The organism is Amycolatopsis sp. NPDC005232 (genome assembly GCF_040607795.1).
GTDB lineage: Bacteria > Actinomycetota > Actinomycetes > Mycobacteriales > Pseudonocardiaceae > Amycolatopsis.
This window is the reverse complement of record NZ_JBEXHL010000029.1, coordinates 93,348-111,773: the sequence shown is the minus strand read 5'-3', so window position 1 is coordinate 111,773 and position 18,426 is coordinate 93,348. Positions and strand designations below refer to the sequence as shown.

Below are 18,426 nucleotides of genomic sequence, written 5' to 3'. Positions count from 1 at the left end.
GCCGGCATGCCTGCGCGCGAGGCGTGCTTGCGCTGATACAGGGCCCGCGCCCCACCAGATCACCGACGCACTTCAGTACCTGTGCCGCCGCCCTGGTTGGACGAACGCCCGCAGCTACCCGCGGCTGCGGAGGTCCAGACCTCGCCTGACCATGTTCCTGCGTGTGGGCAGTTCGCCGCCGAGCCGGCCAGCACACGTGGCCGAGGTCGCGGGAGATCTGCCGGAGCGGGCCTCCCGGTAGCAGGCGCCGAAAAAACAAGTGGTGTGAGGTAACGCCGCTCGCCCAGGTACCGAAGATCGAGTGACCTTGTGCGCACAGTGGGAGAGAAATGACCGTTCGTCCGGAATCCGATCGCGTCCGGCTCTGGGAGCCGGACCCCGCCGTGCCGGCCGGTGCGCTACCGGTGTTCGGCGAGCTCCACGCGGGCGCGCGCCGCCGCGCGGCTACGAGTCTGTTTTTCCCGCTGCCGTTCGTGGTCGGCGGGATTGCCCTGTTCTTCGCCGGGGAGGGTGTCGTCGCGCCGCTGTTCCTCGTCGTGTTCTTCGGCGTCGTCCTGGTCGTGGCCATCGCCGTCCTCACGGCACTCCGGCGGGCGGTGCCGTTCCTCGGGGCCCGGTTCGAACCGGTCGACTGCGCGCCAGACGGGGTGATCGTCGCGGGCGGTGAGGTCGGCGTTCGCCTGCCCGACGGCCGATGGTTGCGCACCAGAATGCCTGCACCGCTGCGGGTGCAGCTGGCCGGCGAGCGCCGGCTGTGGTTACTGCGCGTGGGTGAGCGGGCGATGACCACGTTGCCGGGGTCCGGTGCGCTGGGGGCGGCGCGGATCACCGACGGTCCTCTGCCCGGTGGGCTGGTACTGCCGATCGGCTCCCGCGAGCCGACGTCGCCGCGGCTCGATCCGGTGCTCACAGCCTATCGGCGCTACCTCGCACGTGTGTGTTGGTACGCGGCAGCGGTCTACGGCATCGTCGCGGTCCTCGCGGGCTGGGCGGCGGCGGACCTGCCGGGCGACCAGGCCCTGCAGACGGCCAGAAGCGGGGCGGTGTTCCTCGCGGCGTTTGTCGGTGTTGTCGCTCTGATTGTGATGGTCCGCGCGTACCGGTTCCGCTCTCCGCTCGCGGCTGACACCTGGACCGAGCTGGCCGTGGTGCTCGACCGGCCGGTCCGGATCAACGGCCGTGGTCTCGTCCGCCTCCAGGGCCGGGCCGTCCTGCCCGACGGTCGCATGATCGGCTTCCGAATGCGGAACGTGGCCGTCGGCTTCGGCCTCGCGACGGCCACGACCGGGCAGTTGTGGATCGCCGGGGTGCCGCGTCCCGGCAAGTCCGCCACCGCCGGCATCCCCGGCCATGCGGTCATGGGCACGGTCCGGCTCACCTGAGCAGGCCGTAACACCGTGACCTAGACAGCGGTGACGCCCAGACACGGCCCGAGATCCCAGTACAGGTGTTCCACACCTTCATCCTGCCGCAGCCAGGTTCTCAATCACCTTCCGAGCCGCGCTGTCGGTAGGGCTGGCGCTGGTTAGCGCCAGAAGCGTGGTGCTCGTGCCGGCGGGGCCGCTTATCCCGCCGTTCCTCGGTTGCCGGGGACGGAGAGGTCCTCGCCGGCGGTGATGAGGTCGGCGAGGGTGGGGCCGGCATGCTCGGATGGTAGTGGTCGTACTGACCACTACCTGACTGGCAGGAGAAAGCCCCGGCCCGTCGTCTGGCCCGCAGTTCCGGTTACCACCAGCACACTTGCCAAGGGATTACGACTTGTCCAAGCGCTTCCTCCTGCTCACCGCCACGGCGGTTGCTGCGTTCGGCCTGACCGCATGCGGCACCAACGCGTCGCCCGCCACCCACGCGCCGCCCGTCGCCACGCGCCACGTCCATGCCGAGATCGTGCCCATCACACCGCCGGAGGCCGCACCGGCGCCTGGGGCGGCGGCCACCTACCTGGCGAAGAAGGTCGGGGAACGAGTCGGAATCAACAACAGGGACGGCAGCGAAGCGGTCGACTTCTGGATCACGAAGATCAGCGTGGACCCGAAGTGCGACCCCTCCGGGCGGCCCGCGGCGGGCGGCAGGCACACGGTCGTCCTGGACCTCACCGTGAAGACCTACACCGACAAGGTCGCGGGGCGGCGCTTGAGCCCGTTCAGGGTCCTGCCCGGCATGATCAATCCGTTCTCGTTATCTACCACTGGCACTGTCGGCACGAGACTGATCGAGACGGACAGGTGCGTGACGACGCTGAAAAAGCTGCCGTCGACGTACGTGCCTGGCCACGCCTACGCGGGGCAGATCGCGTTCGCCACGCCATACAACAGCGGCAAGCTCCAGGTGACCCAGAGCTCCGGTTACTTCCAGAACGGCACCCTCGGGTGGGAGTGGTCGTACTGATCACCGCCTGACAGGCAGGAACGCCCCGGATCGTCGTCGCGGCGGCCGGGGCTTCTCGCGTGTTCTCTCAGACGCTGATTCGGCCGCGTCCACGGGGCCGCGGCGCTGGTGATCAGGGTGGGCAGGGACCGGGGTGTCTGCAACTGGCAGTGCAGACACCCGGCCGCTACTTCACACGCCCCCTGATGATCATGCCGTGGTCGAGTGGTTGTGGGGTGCGGAACCGCCAGCACCTCACCAGCACTACCGACCGCCGGTCAACGCAAGAACCGCAGCTGTCCGCGTGGAGCTGGTGATCGAGATGCCGCGACTGATGTCGGCGGCGACGGTACCGGGGCAGCACGTTTGTGGCGACCAGACGAGAACGCCTGCCGGAGGGTGAATCGGTGGGGCTGGATGCCCCCGCTCCCGCCGCGGCACTGGGGAGCCTGGCGGCAGGAGCAGGAGGCAGATGGGCCCGCCCCGCGCTGCCGTGGGAGGGGGCGCAGCGGGGCGAGGTGGCTTGAGGCCGGCGCGGAGGTCGCCTCTCGGCGAGTGGCGCGACCCGGGGCCGAAGAATCGGCGGTCCGGGAAGGCAGTGGGTGGAGCCCGGGGACACCACCGCACCGGCAATCACTGCTGGTAACGCTGCCCAGCCGCGGATATCCCACAGTGAACGTGAGAGGTGCTCGCCCCGGCTCCGCCGTCAACAGGGGTTCTAGGCGGCACGCCGTGGCCCGGCAACCGCTTCCGCGTACACCCGGTCGAGCTGGTGCAGGCGGATGTGCCGGAGCGCTTCGCCGAACGTGGAGGCGTTGTACCAGAACCAGCCACATCCGTCGCACTGGCAGTGCCAGCGGTTGCATAGGCCGCAGTACTTGTTGCTGGCGTGGTGGTGGTTGTTCATGATGTCGCTTCTTCCGGGCTGAACGGGACTCGTTCAGTCTGGCGGGCGGAAGGTGGCCGCGTCGTCACGGCGAGCGGGCATTTCCCGGGCCCGGGTGCCGGGGGCCTGCTCTACCGGCTGGCCGGTATCAGCCGCGGTGTTGCTGGTCTGCTCCGCGAACGGGAAGGCCGCCTCGATCCTCGTGCCGTCCGCGGGCGGCCTGGTCAGGGGCTATTCGGCCGGACCCGGTGACGTCGTGCGGTGGCACGGCGACCAGTTCCAGCCCCGCTCCCCCTGCCTCGCCGGCGTCGCCCTGTTCGTGGCGGGGTCGATGACTGCCCAGGCGTGGTCGGTGTGGCCGTCGGTGCGGCACTGGTGGCAGATGAGCGCGTGCAGGTGCAGCGCCACGATCCACGAGGACGTGCCCAGTCGCGGACGGGGTGCTGGCGCGGGCAGTGCGCGGCGGGCGGATGGTGAGCGTCCCATAGGGGTTCAGCTCGTGTCGCAGCGCAGGCCGCACGGGAAGGTCCCTGTTGCCGAACTCGCCACTTGGTCGCTGAGCCTCGAACCTGAGTGCGAGTCTAACCACGGGGTTTGCGGCCGCGCCGCTGGTCAGCGGGGTTGACGATGGACAGGTGCCCGTGCCGTCACTGCCGTTGCGGCTCGCTGTCGCCGAGCCGGCCGCCGTGCGGCCCGAGGCCGGCCACGGGTACGAACCCAAGCTCGACGGCTGGAGGTGCCTGATCCACGTGCCTGCCAGGGCGGTGCAGTCCCGCACCGGTAGCGACCTGACCGGCCGGTTCCCCGGGGTCCTCGAGGCGGCGGCCACCCTGGGTCGGGTGGTGCTCGACGGCGAGATCGTCGCCTACCGGGAGGGGCGCCTGGACTTCGCGGCGCTGGGCTACGGGCCGGTGCGGCGCCGCGCCGAGGGCGTCACGGTGGTGTTCGTGGCGTTCGACCTGCTCGGCGCCCGCGGGCGTGACCTGCGGACGTCGCCGTACTCGCGCCGGCGGGAACGGCTTGAAGCGGTGATCGGCGCGGGCAACGCCGGCGTGCAGCTGATGCGCTCGACACTCGACGTCGAGCCGGCGCGCGCATGGATCAGCGCGGAGCAGGCCGCCGTCGGCGTCGAGGGAGCCCTCGCGAAGCCGCTGGGCAGCCGGTACCCGCTGCGCGGTGGCCGCGCGGGCTGGGTGAAGGTCCGCCACTTCGACGACGTCGACGCCCCCGTCCTCGGCGTGACCGGCTCCCCCACCCGACCCACAGCGCTGGTCCTCGGCCAGACCGACCGACGCGGGCAGGTGCGGGCGGTGGGACTCTCGACCACGCTGTCGCGGCCGGCGCTCGCGTCCCTCGCGGGCAGGCTCCAGCTCGCGCCCGGCGGCCCCGTGCGAGCCTCAGGGGTCGTGGCCGGCCTGCCCGGCAACGAGGCCTTCACGTACTGGCCGGTCGAACCCGGCGTGGTGGTCGAGGCACGCGCGGACTCCGCATTCGAGCTCGGCCGGTACCGACATCGGCTGACCGTGGTGAGGGCGAAACCCTTCACCACCAGGCCCGGAGCCCCAGGTCTGGGGTCGTCGTCGTGGTCGAGGTGCTCAACCTCGTGCGGCAGGGTGAGGATTGTGGCTGCGCACGACGGGGTGACGCTGGGGGCATGAGTGTGCGTCGCCGGCGGCGCGAGTGCGCATCGTGTTCAGGGTGGTCACCACCCGGCACTCCAGGCAGCGTCAACCCAGCTTGACGAGTCACCCCTACAAAGCATTCGCGTGCACACACATTCACCGAATCAATCGGGGCACTGTCAGATGTGACTGGGATATGAAGAACGCCCCGACCAGCGGTCGGGGCGTTCGATACCCGAAGGCTCAGCTATTGAACTGGCCCTCGACTGCAGCCTCAGCCGAATTGAAGCTGCCCCCCGCCTCCTCGGCCGCAATCACTACCTTCCGCGCCTGCTCAGCTGCCTGCTCGGCCGCCTGCTGCTGGCGCCGCTGCTGCTCGGCTGCCTGTTCCTGTTCTGGTGTCATTGTTCCTCCCCTTATTGATTTCCATTAGGCTCTGTGAGCATATTTGACGATGCTTCTGTTCGCGCGAAGCTATGTCCTTAATGGCCGATTCGCGCCGAAGCTTCGGCCCTAACAACCTCTACTTTTTGCACTTTCGCGAGGAGCGAGGTCAGACGGTGAACTCTTTTCGATCGATCTCCGTTTAAGGCCGCGATCGCCGGGAACCGCGTCGCGCCAGCAGCGTGTCGGGGAAGTAGCGACCCCTGCATGAGGCGACAGACGGGCCAAGGGCGAGTTCGCCTCAAGGGCCCGGAGCACGGGATCAGCCGCCAGGCCGCACACGAGCCCTGGGGACGTCTGGTGGCGCTTGACGAGGGCGGGCACCACAGCGAGCTGACCGCCTCGCTCTACCGCGCACTCGTCGACACCGACGCCTGACCAGGACCTACCCGACCACTTGGCAGGTTCCTCCCGTATCCCGACGGTCCCCCATGTCAGGGGTTCGTCGGTGCCTCACCGCGTTTCAGGGCGGCAATGGTGGCCCGGATTCTCTCTTCTTCCTCGTCAGCGGCTGAGCCCATGCCGGTGACCCGGTCCATGTGGACGACCAGGAGGGCTTCAAGCCGATTCAGCCATTGGGCGTTCGACTCGCCGGGTCTCTGCTGTACCTGGTCAGCCATGCCCTCAGAGTACGGCTTCGCCCTGACCCGCGAAGCCGCTGGGAAGCCGATCTCGGCTACGAAACACCCAGCCTGGGGCACGCCAGCTCGCTGCAGTCCCGTGTCGAACGGCCGCCGCGCACACCTCGGGCGCGCAAAACGCGGCCAGCGCCACGGCGTGTCGCCCCGTGCGCGGCGCTCAGCCCAGCTCGAACAGCACCGCCTGCTCCTGGCGGGCGACGTCCACACCGATGATGCGTCGGCACTTACGGCAGGTGACCTCGTGCGCGGTCGCCTGCAGCTCCCCCGCCGCCCCGAGCCCGGACCAGCCCTGCCGGCAGGCCGGCGCGGGCAGCGTCAGGCCGTTGATCCAGTCCCGCCAGATCACACCATGCACCGTCTCCGACGTGCCGATCCGCAGGTTCATCGCCGCGAACATGCGGTGCTGCGCCGCGGCGAACCCGGGCGGGTCCACCCGGTGCACCGGGAATAACGGGATCGGCTCAGCGCTCACCAGACCAGTATGCGGCGACCACCGACGTTCTCGAGCGGCGCGAGCACCGCGGCCAGGTCATTGGCCATGGGATCGACGCGGCGAGATCACTGGTTTAGAGCGGGCGGGTCGATGTCGAGGATGACGGGTGCGTGGTCGGTGCACTGGCCGACCGCGCCGTGGTCGACGACGTGAACGCTGCGCACGGCTGTGTCGGGCGCGTGGTGGGTGGCGTTGTAAGGGTCGTGGTTGTAGAAGGTCTCCCCGCCGTCGAGCGGCTGCTCCTTCGTCGCGCCGACGCCGTTGAAGTCTCCGCCGATGAACCCGGGTACGTCGTCGCGGTGCATGGCGCGCAGGATCTGCGCGGCGTCCGACCATCCCCAGGCCTGGTCGAACGGGGGCAGCTGCACCGACCCCACGCGCAGTCGTGGGCCGCCGCAGTCGAACACGCAGGTGACCATCGAGTGCCACATCCCGGCGCCGTCACGTTCGAACCGGCCGATGGTGCCGGGCACCGGAGTGATGCCTTCGCCGGCTGCTCGCCCAACACCTGATCGAGCTCGCGCCCGCGGCACACGGCGATCCGGAGAAGACCCTCGCCGAGCTCTTCCGCGGCCCGCTCGCCGGGTTCGGGCCACGCGAGTGGGCCGACACCACGAAGATCTTCGCCGCGATCGCACACCTGCTCACCGGCGAGCCCGCGCCCGCCGACACACTCCTCGACACCGCCACCGAACCCGGCAGCACCCTGCTGCCCCAGCTGATCCGCCTCACCGCGCTCCTGCTGACCAGCATCGACCCCGACCCCCTCCGGTGACCGGCGAACCAGCCGCCAGACGTTGGCACGCGAGTTATCCACAACCCGCGCGAAACACCTGATCACGAGCCGCAACGTGTGCGACGGTCGTGATCATGACTCATACCTTCACCCTGCACCCCTCCCCGAGTGCGAGCCACCGGCACAGGCGCATCCCAACCCGGAAACAGTTTCCTGGCGTCGGCGATGGCGACGTCGTAGTCCGGCTTGGCAGTGGAGATCTCCTGCTTGCAGCCGGGGCACAGAACCGTTGACCGGACTACGAGGCGACACGCCGAAACAGTCCTGCGCCGCGGTCACGCTTAGCCAGTAGTCCTCGCTCCAACGCTGATCGAGCAAGTGGAGTGAAGGTGTTCAACGAGGCAGAGCGGGACGTCACCACGATCCGACTTCCACTATGGGGACGAGTGGTGCCGGGTCGGGGCGCGGTGCCGTGGTGGGTTGTTGACGAGGAAATGGTGCCGATCGAGCCGATACGTCGGTTCCTGGCCGATTTCGCCGCCCGAGACACGAGCGCCGCCTCGCTGAGGTCGTACGCCTACGACCTGTTGCGCTGGTGGAGGTGGCTACGCGCGGTCGAGGTGCAGTGGGACCGAGCGACTCCGGCCGAGGCTCGGGACCTGGTGCTGTGGCTCAAGCACGCCACCAAACCGCGCCGGCACCCGCGGACGACGTCCGCGGAGACTGCAGGGTCGGTCAATCCGGTCACCAGGAAGCGTTACCTCGGTGACCGGTACGAACCGCGCACCATCCGGCATTCCAACGCGGTGGTGCGCAGCTTCTACGAGTTCTGGATCGAGGACCAGGCCGCGGGTCCTTTGATCAACCCGGTTCAGCTCGCCGGCCGCCACAGGACCGGGCGGCCACATGCACACCACAACCCGCTGGAGCCGTTCCGAGCCGACGGGAAGATCCGCTACAACCCAAAGCTGCCAAAGCAACGACCGCGTGAAATCCCCAGCGAACAGTGGTGCGACCTATTCGGCAAACTCCACACGAACCGAGACCGGGCCATCCTGGCAACCGCCGTCAGCAACGGCGCCCGCGCAGCCGAAATCCTCGGGATTCGCAGCGTCGACGTCGACTGGGGCGACCAGCTGGTCCGCGTGACCCGGAAGGGCTCCGGAGCGCAACAGTGGCTCCCGGCTAGCGCCGCGACTGCGCGCGGCCGATCAGATCTCCGAAACCGACCGACCCTGGCTCCTGCAGCACCTCCACGACCTGCGCGCCGCAATGTCGGAGCTCGAAGGTGACCGGCCGCGCACGGTGATCCACGGCGACGCCTGGCAGGGCAACGTCGCGGTCCCCCTCGCGAATACCGCTACGCCGGTCCTGCTGGATCTGGAGCACGTCTCCGTCGGCGACCCAGCGTGGGACTTGATCCCCCTTGGGGTCGACCACACCGACTTCACCAGAGTCTCGGCCACCGCCTATCGCTCGTTCGTCGAGGCCTACGGCGGTTACGACGTGACCGCCGCCCCGGCATTCCGAACCATGGCCGACATCCAAGAACTGCGCTGGGTCGCCTTCGTCCTCGGCAAGACCCGCGAGGCCGCTGCGATCGCCGAGGCACGACACCGCATCGCGTGCCTACGCGGCACGATCCCCCGCCCGTGGACCTGGTCAGCATGGTGACCAGGTCCACGGGCGCGAGCCGCCGGCCAGACCAACCCCCCTCGTCCGGTGTCGAGCCGCAACTCAATCCCGGTGTTCACCGCGGCTGGTTCGTTCTGCTGGGCGCCAGCGTTCGAGCGCGGGGCCTCCGGCCATCGATCGTCGCCGTGCACGGCGTCACCGATGTCGCCGACGCGTTGGAACTGCCCACCGGCGACCTGCCGGCGGTGTGCGCTGTGAACCGCACTGCCGTGCTCGCGCCAGACCCCGCGTGCACGCCCAATTGCGGTGCCGCCGAATGCGGCGCCGCCGGCCCCCGGCATGGGCGGCTGGCCCGTCTGGCCCGGCTGCTGAACAAGGCCGCTCGCCGAGCACGGCGACCGACCAGTGTCGAGCGCGCCCGGCGGGCCGTCCATGCCGTCCGACGGGCGGGCTGCTCGCGCCGGGCCGGGTGGCGTGCCTGGAAGAGTCGGCGGCTGTTCTGGTACGTCGCGCCAAGGGGTGACGTGGTGCCACGGCGCGGCGGCCGACCCCGTGCGGCTGCACGCGTGGCTGGAGACTGACGATCGAGAGCCGGTAGCAGAACCGCCGTCCACGGCGCGGTTCGCGGTGCTGCGCACCATCCCGGTCCGTGACGATGGAGGCGAGACCGATTAGCGACACGAGCGCACCGATCATGTGGATCAAGGGAGAACGGGCCGGGCTCGGCCCGTTCTCCGAAGACCTCGTCGACCAGTACTGGAAGTGGGAACAGGACCCCGGCGTGTTGGTCGGCTACGGCCGCCAGACCCCCGACTCGCTCAACAACCGACGGGAAGGCTTCCAGCACCAGGCCCGCGGCACCGACGACCAGCTCCGCTTCACCGTCTACGACGTCACCACGACGCCGCCGACCCCGGTCGGCACGACAGCGGTGCTGATCGATCACCACGTCCGGACCGGCGAGTTCGTCATCCAGCTCGGTCCGGACTCCCGCAGAAAAGGCCTGGGTATCGAGGCCACCCGGCTGACGCTGGACTACGCGTTCCACATCACCGCGCTACGTTGCGTCTACCTCTCGGTGCTCTCACCGAACAAGGGCGCCATCGCCGCCTACGAGCGCGCCGGGTTCCGGGTAATCGGGGAGAAGCGCAACTCCGGGTACTGGCTCGGAAAGCCCGCGAACGAGACGCTGATGGACGCTGTGCCGGAAGACTTCACCGGCGTGTCTGCGGTGCGGCAGCTCATCGATCCGACTCAGTAGCCCGCGGCGGGCGAGCTGCATGGGTGGGCGGCCAACTTCAGGTGGTGTACGTGTTCCGGGCAGTCAACAGCCAGGCGGGTGATCGCGCCGGCGTCACCAATATCCACATAGGACTCCCGCGTCAGATCCCCTGGCTCGCAGCCAAGGGCGCCGCCGTTGCGGAGCCGGGGTGCCGTAGGTGTGGCGTAGCCGGTGCGGACGCAGGTTCCTGATCCCGGCGGCTTCGCCGACCGTGAGGACGACCTGGGCGATGACGGAGGCGGTCAGCCGCTCGCGCTGTTGTCCTTGCCGAATGCCGCGAGCCGGATCTCGCGCGGCACCGGATTTTTCATCGCGCCCGTGACCGTCTCGACCGGTCCGTGGCATCCGTCGCGGACGATCGGCTGGCCACTGGGCGTCGTCGCGAGCGCCATGGCCTCATACTCATCCACATGGGTCGCAGTGTCAGTGTCCGAAGTAGACTGCACAGATGCGTGGAGTCGTGTGCACGTGGTGGCAAAAGGTCGCGCGCTTGCACTTCTGGAGCCTGATCACCGTTTCCACACGTGGACCTTGTCGCCGCTGAGGAGAGGCGCGTCAGAAGGGCCTTTCACGTGGGGCTCGATCCACACGGGCCGGTGTACTTGCCGGGAGGGATACCACTGCTGACGCCAGTGGCCTCGAACGATCCACCGGTGACGATATTCCTGGGCAGCAGCGGACGACTCGGCGTCTCGAGGTGATGGTGGGCGCCGAAGCTGAATGAGTCGGACCGGGGATGGTTCGTGGCCCGCTCGTTGAAGGCGGCGGCGAGCGGGCCGAGGCACTGACACGTTCGAGAGGTCGGTGACGGGCTGTTGCATGAGCAGCCAGGCAGCCTTGAGCCGCGGTGCGAGGGTGGCCATGAAGTGCGTCGCTTCAGGTGCGTGCCCTTCGTTGTCGCCGAATGCCCAGCCGAATTCGCCGCCGTGCGCGTACACCAGCTTCGGTTCGTTGTTGCCCACCTGCCGGTTCGGCGCAGCGCGGTCGAAGAAGGGCGCTGCTTCGGCCCGGTCTAGGTAGGTCGACGCCAACAGCATGTGCTCGCGTCCCGGCATGGGTGCCCAGCTGACCGCGGATATCCCCAATTCCGTGTCTCCTGCCGGCATCGCGGCGATGGGTCGTTCGAACAGCATGAAGCCCGCCGGCGCGGGCAGGTCCTGAGGCGCGAGCTGGAAGTCGGGAATGGAATGAGCTGCCACCTCGACGAGTTCGACCATCTCGGCTGCGACGTAGAACAGCTCCGCCTCGCGCAGTCGCGTGATCTCGGTCCCGCGAAGGATGCTCTGGTAGGTGGCGGGGTCGGTGCTCGCCTGGAAAGGCAGCCAGTCGTAGCTGCCGAGTGTTGTGTGCTTGAACCACAACTGGGCGGCGGTGGGGCCGTTGATCCAGTCGATGATCTCGGCGCGCACCTCGGGCAGCTCGGATGGGCTGATGTCGGTCACGATGTCGGCCCGGGCGTGGCAGCGCGCTCGTCGTGGTCGCGTTGCAGCCGAAGCACGGTGGCGGTGACCTGCCCGGCATTCGGGGTGGCGCTGGGTGTGTAGCCGGGGAAGTCGGTTGGGGACTGCTTGGTGTGGCCGGCGGGAACGTTGATCCACCACCTGTACGGGTCAGCCGCGGACCCCGAGCCGAGATCCCGCTCCCCCACGGATCTCGCACGATCCTCGGAGACCCGGTTGTAGACCACAGCGAAGCCGCCGATGAGGATGACCACGAGAAACAGCGGCGGCCCTAGCTTCAACCAGGGCCTCCGCTTCTTCGGCTTGGGTGGCTCTGCCTGGAATTGAGGCTGCTGGAACTGAAAGGTGGGGTTCCCGGGCCTCTGCCCCTGGGGCCAGGGGAACCCCGGTCCAGGAGCAGCGGGCATCCCCTGCTGGGGCGGCGGCCCAGGTAGCTGGGGGTAACCGCCCGGCAAGGGTTGTTCCGCCCCGGGTTTGATGGAGACATCGAACACCCGGAGGATTCACGGTCATGGCGGCACCACGGAAGTACCCGCAGGAGTTGCGTGAGCGGGCGACACGGCTGGTGGTCGAGGCCAGACGAGACGCCGCGTCGGCGGGCGGGGCGATCAAACGGATCGCGGACCAGCTCGGCGTGCACCCGGAAGCGTTGCGCACGTGGGTGAAACAGGCCGAGACCGACGACGGCGTCCGCCCGGGCACGACGACGGTGGAGACGGCCAGGGTCGCGGAGCTGGAACGCGAGGTGCGTGAGCTGCGCCGGGCGAACCAGATCCTGAAGTCAGCAGCGTCTTTCTTCGCCGCGGAGCTGGACCGTCCGTCGCGATGAAAGTCGAGTTCGTCGACTCCCAACGGGAGGAACACGGTGTCCAGCCGGTCCTGGAGGCGCTCACGCAGACGCCAGCACAGATCGCGCCGTCGACGTATTACGCGGCCAAATCCCGACCGGAATCGGCTCGCGCGGCCCGGGACCGGGAGCTGACCGAGAAGATCGAGCAGGTGCACGAGGACAACTACGGTGTCTACGGGGCCCGCAAGGTCTGGGCCGAGCTGAACCGCCGGGGCGTGCGGGTGGCCCGGTGCACGGTCGAGCGGCTCATGCGCGAGGCCGGCCTGCGGGGTCTGCTGCGGGATAAGGCCCCGCGCACGACACGGCCGGCAGCGGAGACCAACAGGCCGGCTGACCTGGTGAAACGAGACTTCACAGCGACGCGCTCGAACGAGTTATGGGTGGCGGACATTACGTATGTCCGGACCGCGGCCGGCTGGGTGTATGCGGCGTTCGTGGTGGACGTGTTCTCCCGCATGATCGTCGGCTGGCAGGTTTCTACCTCGCTGTATACGGATCTGGCGCTGGACGCGCTGCAGATGGCGATCTGGCGCCGGCAGGCGACCGGTGCGGATCTGACCGGGCTGGTGCATCACAGCGACCGCGGAGTTCAGTACCGGGCGGTGCGCTACACCCAGCGTCTCGCCGAGGCTGAAGTGGTCGGATCCGTTGGTAGCAAAGGAGATTCCTATGATAACGCGATGGCTGAGGCGTTCAACTCGTTGTATAAGGCCGAACTCGTCCGCAACTGCGGACCGTGGCGCGGGCTCGATGATGTCGAGATCGCGACCGTCGAGTACATCGACTGGTACAACAACCGGCGCCTGCACGGCGAACTCGGGCATGTCCCACCGGCCGAGTACGAGGCGCTACACGCGATGACCCGTCCGGTCACCACAACCCTGAAAACCAGCTAATTCAGTCTCCACGAAACCCGGGGCTTGACAGATTTGTCATGTTGACCTCGCCTTTCATGGATCTGAAACGGAGAAAATTCCTGCACTTCAGCCTTACTCATGGTGCTTGCCAACCCGCGAAGCCCTGCCCTTTTTTCTTTCGGTACAGGTTGAGGACTTGTTGAACGGCTCTACGGAATCTTCTTCAAACGGTCGACGATCGTGTTCGTAACCTTGCCGAAAACCGCGTTGAGTGCGGGCTGCTGGTAGTCTTCACGCTTGAAAGCCCACATTTCGACCACGTGACGGCCGACCTTGAACAGCAGGTGGTCGTTTCCGCCGGTGGGGATCCAGCACACGTCGCCGTCGCCCAGTTTGGCTTTGGTTTCCGGCGAGGGCGGTCCACCTGGACCGTTGGCGTGAGGGTGGCACTGTACATGGTTGGAGTAGATTGCACCGTCGACGTTGTTGTATGTGTCGATCTGAACGGTCAATCCATCCTGGTTGACCAGGTTTCCCGTGTTGGCGTGATTCATGCGGTAGCAGCTGCTCCACACGTATTGCCATGGCCCCTTGCCCGGGTCCTGAGGGTCGGCAGTGAACCGCACCGGTCCGATCGATGAATCTTCGTGTACTCGTGCGGATCCGCTGTCGTTGGTGAACGACAGCGCCCAGTCTTCCGGCTTGTACACGTCACACGCGGTCGGCATGTTCCAGGGAGCCGCGTACTTGTATTTGGACAGGCCCACCTTGTCGGGACCAGCAGCCAGCCTGCCGGCAACCTGATCGACGAGGAACTTGAGGGCATCGGCGGGTTCCTTGGTGATACCGGGGCTGTCCTCGCGGGTGCCGTAGTCGCTGGCGTGCATGGTCAACGTGGCCCAGTACTGGTCACCACCCCAGAAGAAGTACACCTGGTACTCATCCGGGTAGACGAGAGTCCCCATCGTCACATAGATCTGCATGTCGCCGCGAGTCTCGTGACTGACGGTGTGGGACTGGACGCTCTGTTGCGCCTCGGAGTTGGTGGCGAGACGCCAGACGGTATCCCGCTCGCTCGACATGTCGCTGCTCTCGTACTGCTTCTGGTCGATGCTCAGCGAGAGGTTGTACTTGATGTCCTTGCCCGCCAGCAGGCACTCGGACGCGGGTTCCGGCGATTCGTGGCTCGCATCGGGATCGTAGGTGACAGTGCCAGGGGCCGGTGGGCCGTCATCGCCGGTGAACTTCATCTGCTGGAAGGTTTGCTCAGGGTTGATGACGAATCCTGCTTGTTGCATCAGGAACGGGTTCATGATCGCGCAGGCGTCGTAGACGGGCTGGCCGGCGTACGTATTCGCCTTGGCCGGGGCCGTGGTCAGGTTCTGAAGAGCAATCCCCGTCTCCACCTGTTTCGCCTCAGGCGAGGTGGCCGGGTGAGCCTGGCCAACAACCGACGACCTGCACCCGGTTACTGCCAGCACACTCGACACGACGAAGAAGCCCCACACCCCGGCCCTCTTGGAAGCCTTCACCGAAGACCCACTCCCCTTACAGTTCATCAGATGCTGTTAAACGTCGAAATCGCTCGTGACGAGGGCAATCTGCGCGCGTACGCGGTGAGGATCTGCGTGAAGACACGCAGACGCAGCCTCGGGAGCGCTTCTCCCTCGTGTCCCGAGCGCGCGTAGGTCGTCGGCTGCGCGAAGGGCTGCTTGAAGTCGAAGAAGCCTCGCTCGTCGTCCAGCACCATCGCGACACGGCCGGCGTGCGTGCCTGCGTCGATCAGCGCGTCCCACACCCGCGGCCAATCCGGAGCGTCCCCATCTGAGGTGCGCTCCGGAGGAACGCCGGTGACGGTGTCGAGATTGTGCACTTTCGCCCAGCTCAAGACCGATCGTCTCGCGTTCGCCCTCCGGGACCAGGCGGGCCAAAGCCCGCACGGGCGCCCCGAGCGCGCTCACGAGGCGGCCAGCACGGTGCCGGCCCCGGTGATCCGCCGCGGCCGATGCCCGTTCGCCGGATCGGGGAATCGCTACGTCGCTGACCGGGTCGCTGTACCAGCAGAACGGGCCCATAGATTCGATCTTGCCGGATCCCGCCGACAGAATGTGTCAGGAACACGACTTCAGCGTCGCTGTGGTGTGCTTCCAGACCGACTTGTGGCGTGCACATCGCGACGTCCGTTCGATGATCCGCTGGATCTCGTGCGCTAGGTAGGTCCTCTCCCGTCGAAGCGTGCGGAGTCCTGGAACCCCGTGCTGCCCGGCCCCGGCCAGCGCAGTCTGAAGTACGTGGATTCCGTCGTACCCGTGCCGGACCGGTCGGCGTTGTGAGCCATGCTGGCAGCGATGAGGCGATCACCGGTCTGCCGGCAAGGGGGCGCGGGCCGCCATCGCTTCCGTGAGCAGGTCGCCGTGCTGCTCGATGCGGGCGAGGACGGCGTCGGAGGAGAACGCCAGTTGGGTGGCGCGGCGGCAGCCGCGGATCTCGTCCCAGGTGAGGGGGTTGCCACGGTCGGGTGTTGACGGCCGCGCAGGGAGTAGGGCGAGATGGTGGTCTTTCCGGGGTGGTTCTGGCTCCAATCGACGAACACTCGGCCGGCACGAGCGGCTTTCGCCATCGTCGCGGTCACCAGCGCCGGGGTCTCGGTGGCGAACTGCTCGGCCACCGCCTTGGCGTAGGCGGAGGGGGCGTCGGCGCGGCGGGTGCGGATCCCGGCGTATACCTGCAGCCCCTTGGAGCCGACGTGGTCGCCACTGGTGTGAGCCCGTCGGCGATCAGCAGGTCGTGCAGCTGCTCGGCGACCCGACAGCAGGCCACGACCGTGGCTCGCGGGCCCGGGTCCAAGTCAAACACGAGCCGATCCGGGACCCGGCGCTTTCCGTCCCGTGTGACTGTCCACTGTGGGACGTGCAGCTCGAGCGCGGCCAGGTTCGCCGCCCACACCAGTCCCGCGAGTTCGTCGAGGAGCGGGTAGGTGATCGCTTCACGCTCGCCGCGCGACCCGGCGCGCGGCAGCGTCACCGTGCGAACCCAGTCCGGCGCGCCGGCGGTGACGTTCTTCGCGAAGACCTGTGGGCCCGAGCCGACCCCGTCGGGGTAGCGGACGAACGTCACCGGCCGGTCGCGCAGAAGTGGCAGCAAGACCTCGGCCATGCGGCTGTAGTACTCGAGTACCTGGCCCTTGGTGAACCCGTCGGGGTAGAGCGGCTTATCCAGGTTGGACAGTGTCAGCGTCCGTTTCCCGGCGCTCACCGTGACCCGCGTCCCCGGAGTCGCGGCCGGTGCGCGCCGATTACGTCCGCCGGGCGCCGGGCCGGGCAGGATCACCTCGAGCGGTTCCCGATCGTCACGGACGCGGCGCCAGCTCGTGTGCCGCAGCAGCCGGCCATCGGTGAACTGCCGGTACTTGACCTCCCCTACAAGCGGCGGCTCGACCCACACCACCCCGCGCCCGCCCGCGCGCGAGCGGGCTCCGGTGAACGGGCTGGTGTCGCGGTGCAGCCCGTCGAGGCGCTGCTGCAGCTGCGCTCTTTCGCGTTCGCTCCAGCCCGTTCCCACGTCTCCGATGTAGACCAGGTCGCCATGGGCGGCGTCGTAGGCGCCGAGCAGCAACGACCCGAAGCGGCCCCCGTGTCCCGGCCACCACCGCCTCCATGGCCTGTACCGCGGCGTGCTTGAGCCACGCTCGGTCCCGACGGCCCGGCCGGTACGGGGCGTCACGTCTCTTGGCCACCAGACCCTCGTGGCCGATCGCGACAGACTCGGCGAGCAGGTCGTCCGGCGTTTTGCCGTCGTCGGCAAACTCGTCGAACGTCACGCTCGGCGCGGCCTCGACCAGCCCCTCCGCCGGGAACGGCAGCTTCTCCAGCAGCCGTCGCCGCGTCTCGAAGGGCTCGTCCAGCAGCACCGCGCCGTTGAGCCGCAGCAGGTCGAACACCATGTACCGGACCGCACCCGGATGCGTGCGACGATTCTGCAACAGCCCGAACTCCGGCACAGCATCCTGACCGAGCGCGACAATCTCCCCGTCGAACACCGCCGCCAACCCGCTGACCGCCTCCCCCAGCGCGCCGACCAACGTCGGGAACCGCTCGGTGAAGTCGTTACCGTTGCGGCTGGTCAGGACCATCGTTCCGTCGGCGGCCACCCGGGCGGCCGCCCGGTAGCCGTCCCCATTTTGTCTCGAACCGCCACTGCGACCCGCCCGGCAATCGGCCCCCGCCATCCGCTGCCAGCATCGGCTTCACCCACGCCGGCACAAGGGACGGGTCCTCACGTGCCGCGCGCACCATGCAGGACCTCCCGTCCACCGCCGGCGTCCGCCCTCACAACCAATCACTCTGGCCCGGCGGACACGCACCGTCATCGTCACTGACTCGAACAGTAGCCCAAACGGCGCAGTCGTACCTTGTTTATGCAGGTAGGGGATCCTTTAAGGGTTTTTCCTCCCGTGCCGAGGCACGTGGTGGCACGAGCGGCCTAACGGGGCCTGACCCCCTCGAAGACCACCGCCAGCAGGTTCCTCGCCTGATCCTCGGTGCTCGATTCGGTGACGATGGCGATCGCGTTGGCCAACGTGAGCAGGTCGTCGAGGCGGAGATCGATGCGGACGGTCCCGAGCTGCTGTGCGTCCCGCAGCAGGGCCGAGCCGACCTCGCTGACCGCGGTTCGGCAGGTGCTGACGAAGCGGGAGTCCTGGTTGTCTCCGGACGCGAACGCGGCGCCGAGGCCGCTTCGCGTCCGGACGTGGTCGATGTAGGCGCCCAGCCACGACTCCAGCGCATCGCCCGAACGCCCTCTGGACCGAAGATCATCTCCGATGACGCAGAGCTTTTCGACCTCGTCGACGCACACTGCGATGAGCAGGTCACGGCGGTTGGGGAAGTGGCGGTAGAGGGTCGCGTTGCCCACGCCGGCCCGGCGGGCGATCTCGTCCAGTGACGCCTCCGGCCCGCCTGCCGCGAACACGTCCGCGGCAGCGGCCAGCATCGCCCCGTAGTTGCGCCGCGCATCCGCCCGCAGCGGAGGACTGACCAGCCGTGCCAGCTCCGCACGGGCCGAGCCGGCCTCAGCACGTGTCGAGCCGTCCTCTGCACCGGTCGAGCCGGCCTCCGTACCGGCCGGGCCGGCGTTCGGCTGTGACACGGGCG

The 18,426-nt window shown here is 68.2% G+C and carries 20 protein-coding genes and 2 pseudogenes; 9 read left to right on the top strand and 13 right to left on the bottom strand.

All coding sequences use genetic code 11. The annotated features are described in order from the left end of the window. Positions 1–329: 329 nt before the first annotated feature. Positions 330–1,382, top strand: coding sequence for a hypothetical protein (locus ABZU76_RS38630; RefSeq protein ID WP_354879169.1), 1,053 nt, complete (start codon positions 330–332; stop codon positions 1,380–1,382). Between the two features lie 376 nt (positions 1,383–1,758). Beyond that, the gene (locus ABZU76_RS38625) at positions 1,759–2,388 is read left to right on the top strand and encodes a hypothetical protein (protein ID WP_354879166.1); all 630 of its coding nucleotides are present in this window, start codon (positions 1,759–1,761) and stop codon (positions 2,386–2,388) included. Positions 2,389–3,085: 697 nt separating this feature from the next. Here ABZU76_RS38625 and ABZU76_RS38620 read toward each other — a convergent pair. After that, positions 3,086–3,274 carry a hypothetical protein gene (locus ABZU76_RS38620; RefSeq protein ID WP_354879163.1) on the bottom strand — a complete coding sequence of 63 codons (189 nt, stop codon included), beginning with the start codon at positions 3,272–3,274 and terminating at the stop codon, positions 3,086–3,088. A 614-nt stretch (positions 3,275–3,888) separates the two neighbouring features. Here ABZU76_RS38620 and ABZU76_RS38615 point away from each other — a divergent pair. Then, positions 3,889–4,911, top strand: coding sequence for a hypothetical protein (locus tag ABZU76_RS38615; protein WP_354879160.1), 1,023 nt, complete (start codon positions 3,889–3,891; stop codon positions 4,909–4,911). A 207-nt stretch (positions 4,912–5,118) separates the two neighbouring features. Here the strand turns inward: ABZU76_RS38615 and ABZU76_RS38610 are convergent, their stop codons facing one another. After that, a complete protein-coding gene (locus ABZU76_RS38610) occupies positions 5,119–5,280 on the bottom strand; it encodes a hypothetical protein (protein WP_354879157.1) in 162 nt (53 codons plus the stop codon). A 246-nt stretch (positions 5,281–5,526) separates the two neighbouring features. Between ABZU76_RS38610 and ABZU76_RS38605 the strand changes: the two genes are divergently transcribed. Continuing rightward, complete coding sequence (locus ABZU76_RS38605; protein WP_354879154.1) at positions 5,527–5,697, top strand: hypothetical protein; 171 nt, start codon at positions 5,527–5,529, stop codon at positions 5,695–5,697. Between the two features lie 56 nt (positions 5,698–5,753). On the opposite strand, the gene ABZU76_RS38600 is transcribed toward ABZU76_RS38605, so the two are convergent. The 3 genes from ABZU76_RS38600 to ABZU76_RS38590 form a co-directional block, all read right to left on the bottom strand. Further along, positions 5,754–5,939 (bottom strand): hypothetical protein, encoded by a 186-nt coding sequence (locus ABZU76_RS38600; protein WP_285967388.1) that lies wholly within the window; start codon positions 5,937–5,939, stop codon positions 5,754–5,756. A 178-nt stretch (positions 5,940–6,117) separates the two neighbouring features. Further along, a complete protein-coding gene (locus ABZU76_RS38595) occupies positions 6,118–6,432 on the bottom strand; it encodes a hypothetical protein (RefSeq protein ID WP_354879151.1) in 315 nt (104 codons plus the stop codon). An 86-nt stretch (positions 6,433–6,518) separates the two neighbouring features. After that, a complete protein-coding gene (locus ABZU76_RS38590; RefSeq protein ID WP_354879148.1) occupies positions 6,519–6,926 on the bottom strand; it encodes a hypothetical protein in 408 nt (135 codons plus the stop codon). Between the two features lie 652 nt (positions 6,927–7,578). On the opposite strand from ABZU76_RS38590, the gene ABZU76_RS38585 reads away from it, so the two are divergent. From ABZU76_RS38585 to ABZU76_RS38570, 4 genes are all read left to right on the top strand, one after another. After that, positions 7,579–8,481 (top strand): site-specific integrase, encoded by a 903-nt coding sequence (locus ABZU76_RS38585; protein ID WP_354879145.1) that lies wholly within the window; start codon positions 7,579–7,581, stop codon positions 8,479–8,481. After that, the gene (locus ABZU76_RS38580; RefSeq protein WP_354879250.1) at positions 8,387–8,863 is read left to right on the top strand and encodes a phosphotransferase; all 477 of its coding nucleotides are present in this window, start codon (positions 8,387–8,389) and stop codon (positions 8,861–8,863) included. The genes ABZU76_RS38585 and ABZU76_RS38580 overlap by 95 nt, the downstream gene beginning before the upstream one ends. A gap of 393 nt (positions 8,864–9,256) precedes the next feature. Continuing rightward, entirely contained in the window at positions 9,257–9,499 is a 243-nt protein-coding gene (locus ABZU76_RS38575; protein WP_354879247.1) for a lasso peptide biosynthesis B2 protein, read from the top strand. Between the two features lie 19 nt (positions 9,500–9,518). After that, positions 9,519–10,085 carry a GNAT family protein gene (locus ABZU76_RS38570; RefSeq protein WP_354879142.1) on the top strand — a complete coding sequence of 189 codons (567 nt, stop codon included), beginning with the start codon at positions 9,519–9,521 and terminating at the stop codon, positions 10,083–10,085. Positions 10,086–10,348: 263 nt separating this feature from the next. Here ABZU76_RS38570 and ABZU76_RS38565 read toward each other — a convergent pair whose 3' ends face one another. From ABZU76_RS38565 to ABZU76_RS38555, 3 genes are all read right to left on the bottom strand, one after another. Then, complete coding sequence (locus tag ABZU76_RS38565; RefSeq protein ID WP_354879139.1) at positions 10,349–10,498, bottom strand: hypothetical protein; 150 nt, start codon at positions 10,496–10,498, stop codon at positions 10,349–10,351. 117 nt (positions 10,499–10,615) lie between these two features. Beyond that, on the bottom strand, positions 10,616–11,548 hold the full coding sequence (locus ABZU76_RS38560) for a hypothetical protein (protein ID WP_354879136.1): 933 nt from the start codon (positions 11,546–11,548) through the stop codon (positions 10,616–10,618). After that, a complete protein-coding gene (locus ABZU76_RS38555; RefSeq protein WP_354879133.1) occupies positions 11,545–11,820 on the bottom strand; it encodes a hypothetical protein in 276 nt (91 codons plus the stop codon). The genes ABZU76_RS38560 and ABZU76_RS38555 overlap by 4 nt, the downstream gene beginning before the upstream one ends. A gap of 257 nt (positions 11,821–12,077) precedes the next feature. Here ABZU76_RS38555 and ABZU76_RS38550 point away from each other — a divergent pair. Further along, positions 12,078–13,312, top strand: a protein-coding gene (locus tag ABZU76_RS38550; protein ID WP_354879130.1) for an IS3 family transposase whose coding sequence is annotated in 2 segments (ribosomal slippage) — positions 12,078–12,357 and positions 12,357–13,312 — 1,236 coding nt in all. Because the reading frame shifts where the segments join, the coding sequence is not laid out codon by codon here. A gap of 170 nt (positions 13,313–13,482) precedes the next feature. Here ABZU76_RS38550 and ABZU76_RS38545 read toward each other — a convergent pair. The 5 genes and pseudogenes from ABZU76_RS38545 to ABZU76_RS38525 form a co-directional block, all read right to left on the bottom strand. Continuing rightward, a complete protein-coding gene (locus tag ABZU76_RS38545; protein ID WP_354879127.1) occupies positions 13,483–14,805 on the bottom strand; it encodes a hypothetical protein in 1,323 nt (440 codons plus the stop codon). Between the two features lie 26 nt (positions 14,806–14,831). Beyond that, positions 14,832–15,146 carry a hypothetical protein gene (locus ABZU76_RS38540; protein ID WP_354879124.1) on the bottom strand — a complete coding sequence of 105 codons (315 nt, stop codon included), beginning with the start codon at positions 15,144–15,146 and terminating at the stop codon, positions 14,832–14,834. 336 nt (positions 15,147–15,482) lie between these two features. Further along, positions 15,483–16,996: pseudogene (gene ligD / locus ABZU76_RS38535) on the bottom strand (non-homologous end-joining DNA ligase). Positions 16,997–17,009: 13 nt separating this feature from the next. Next, a pseudogene (locus tag ABZU76_RS38530) lies at positions 17,010–17,405 on the bottom strand (DNA ligase); the annotation flags it as partial. A gap of 350 nt (positions 17,406–17,755) precedes the next feature. After that, positions 17,756–18,421: a TetR/AcrR family transcriptional regulator gene (locus ABZU76_RS38525; protein WP_354879121.1), complete on the bottom strand. Its 666-nt coding sequence runs from the start codon at positions 18,419–18,421 to the stop codon at positions 17,756–17,758. Positions 18,422–18,426 lie beyond the last annotated feature (5 nt).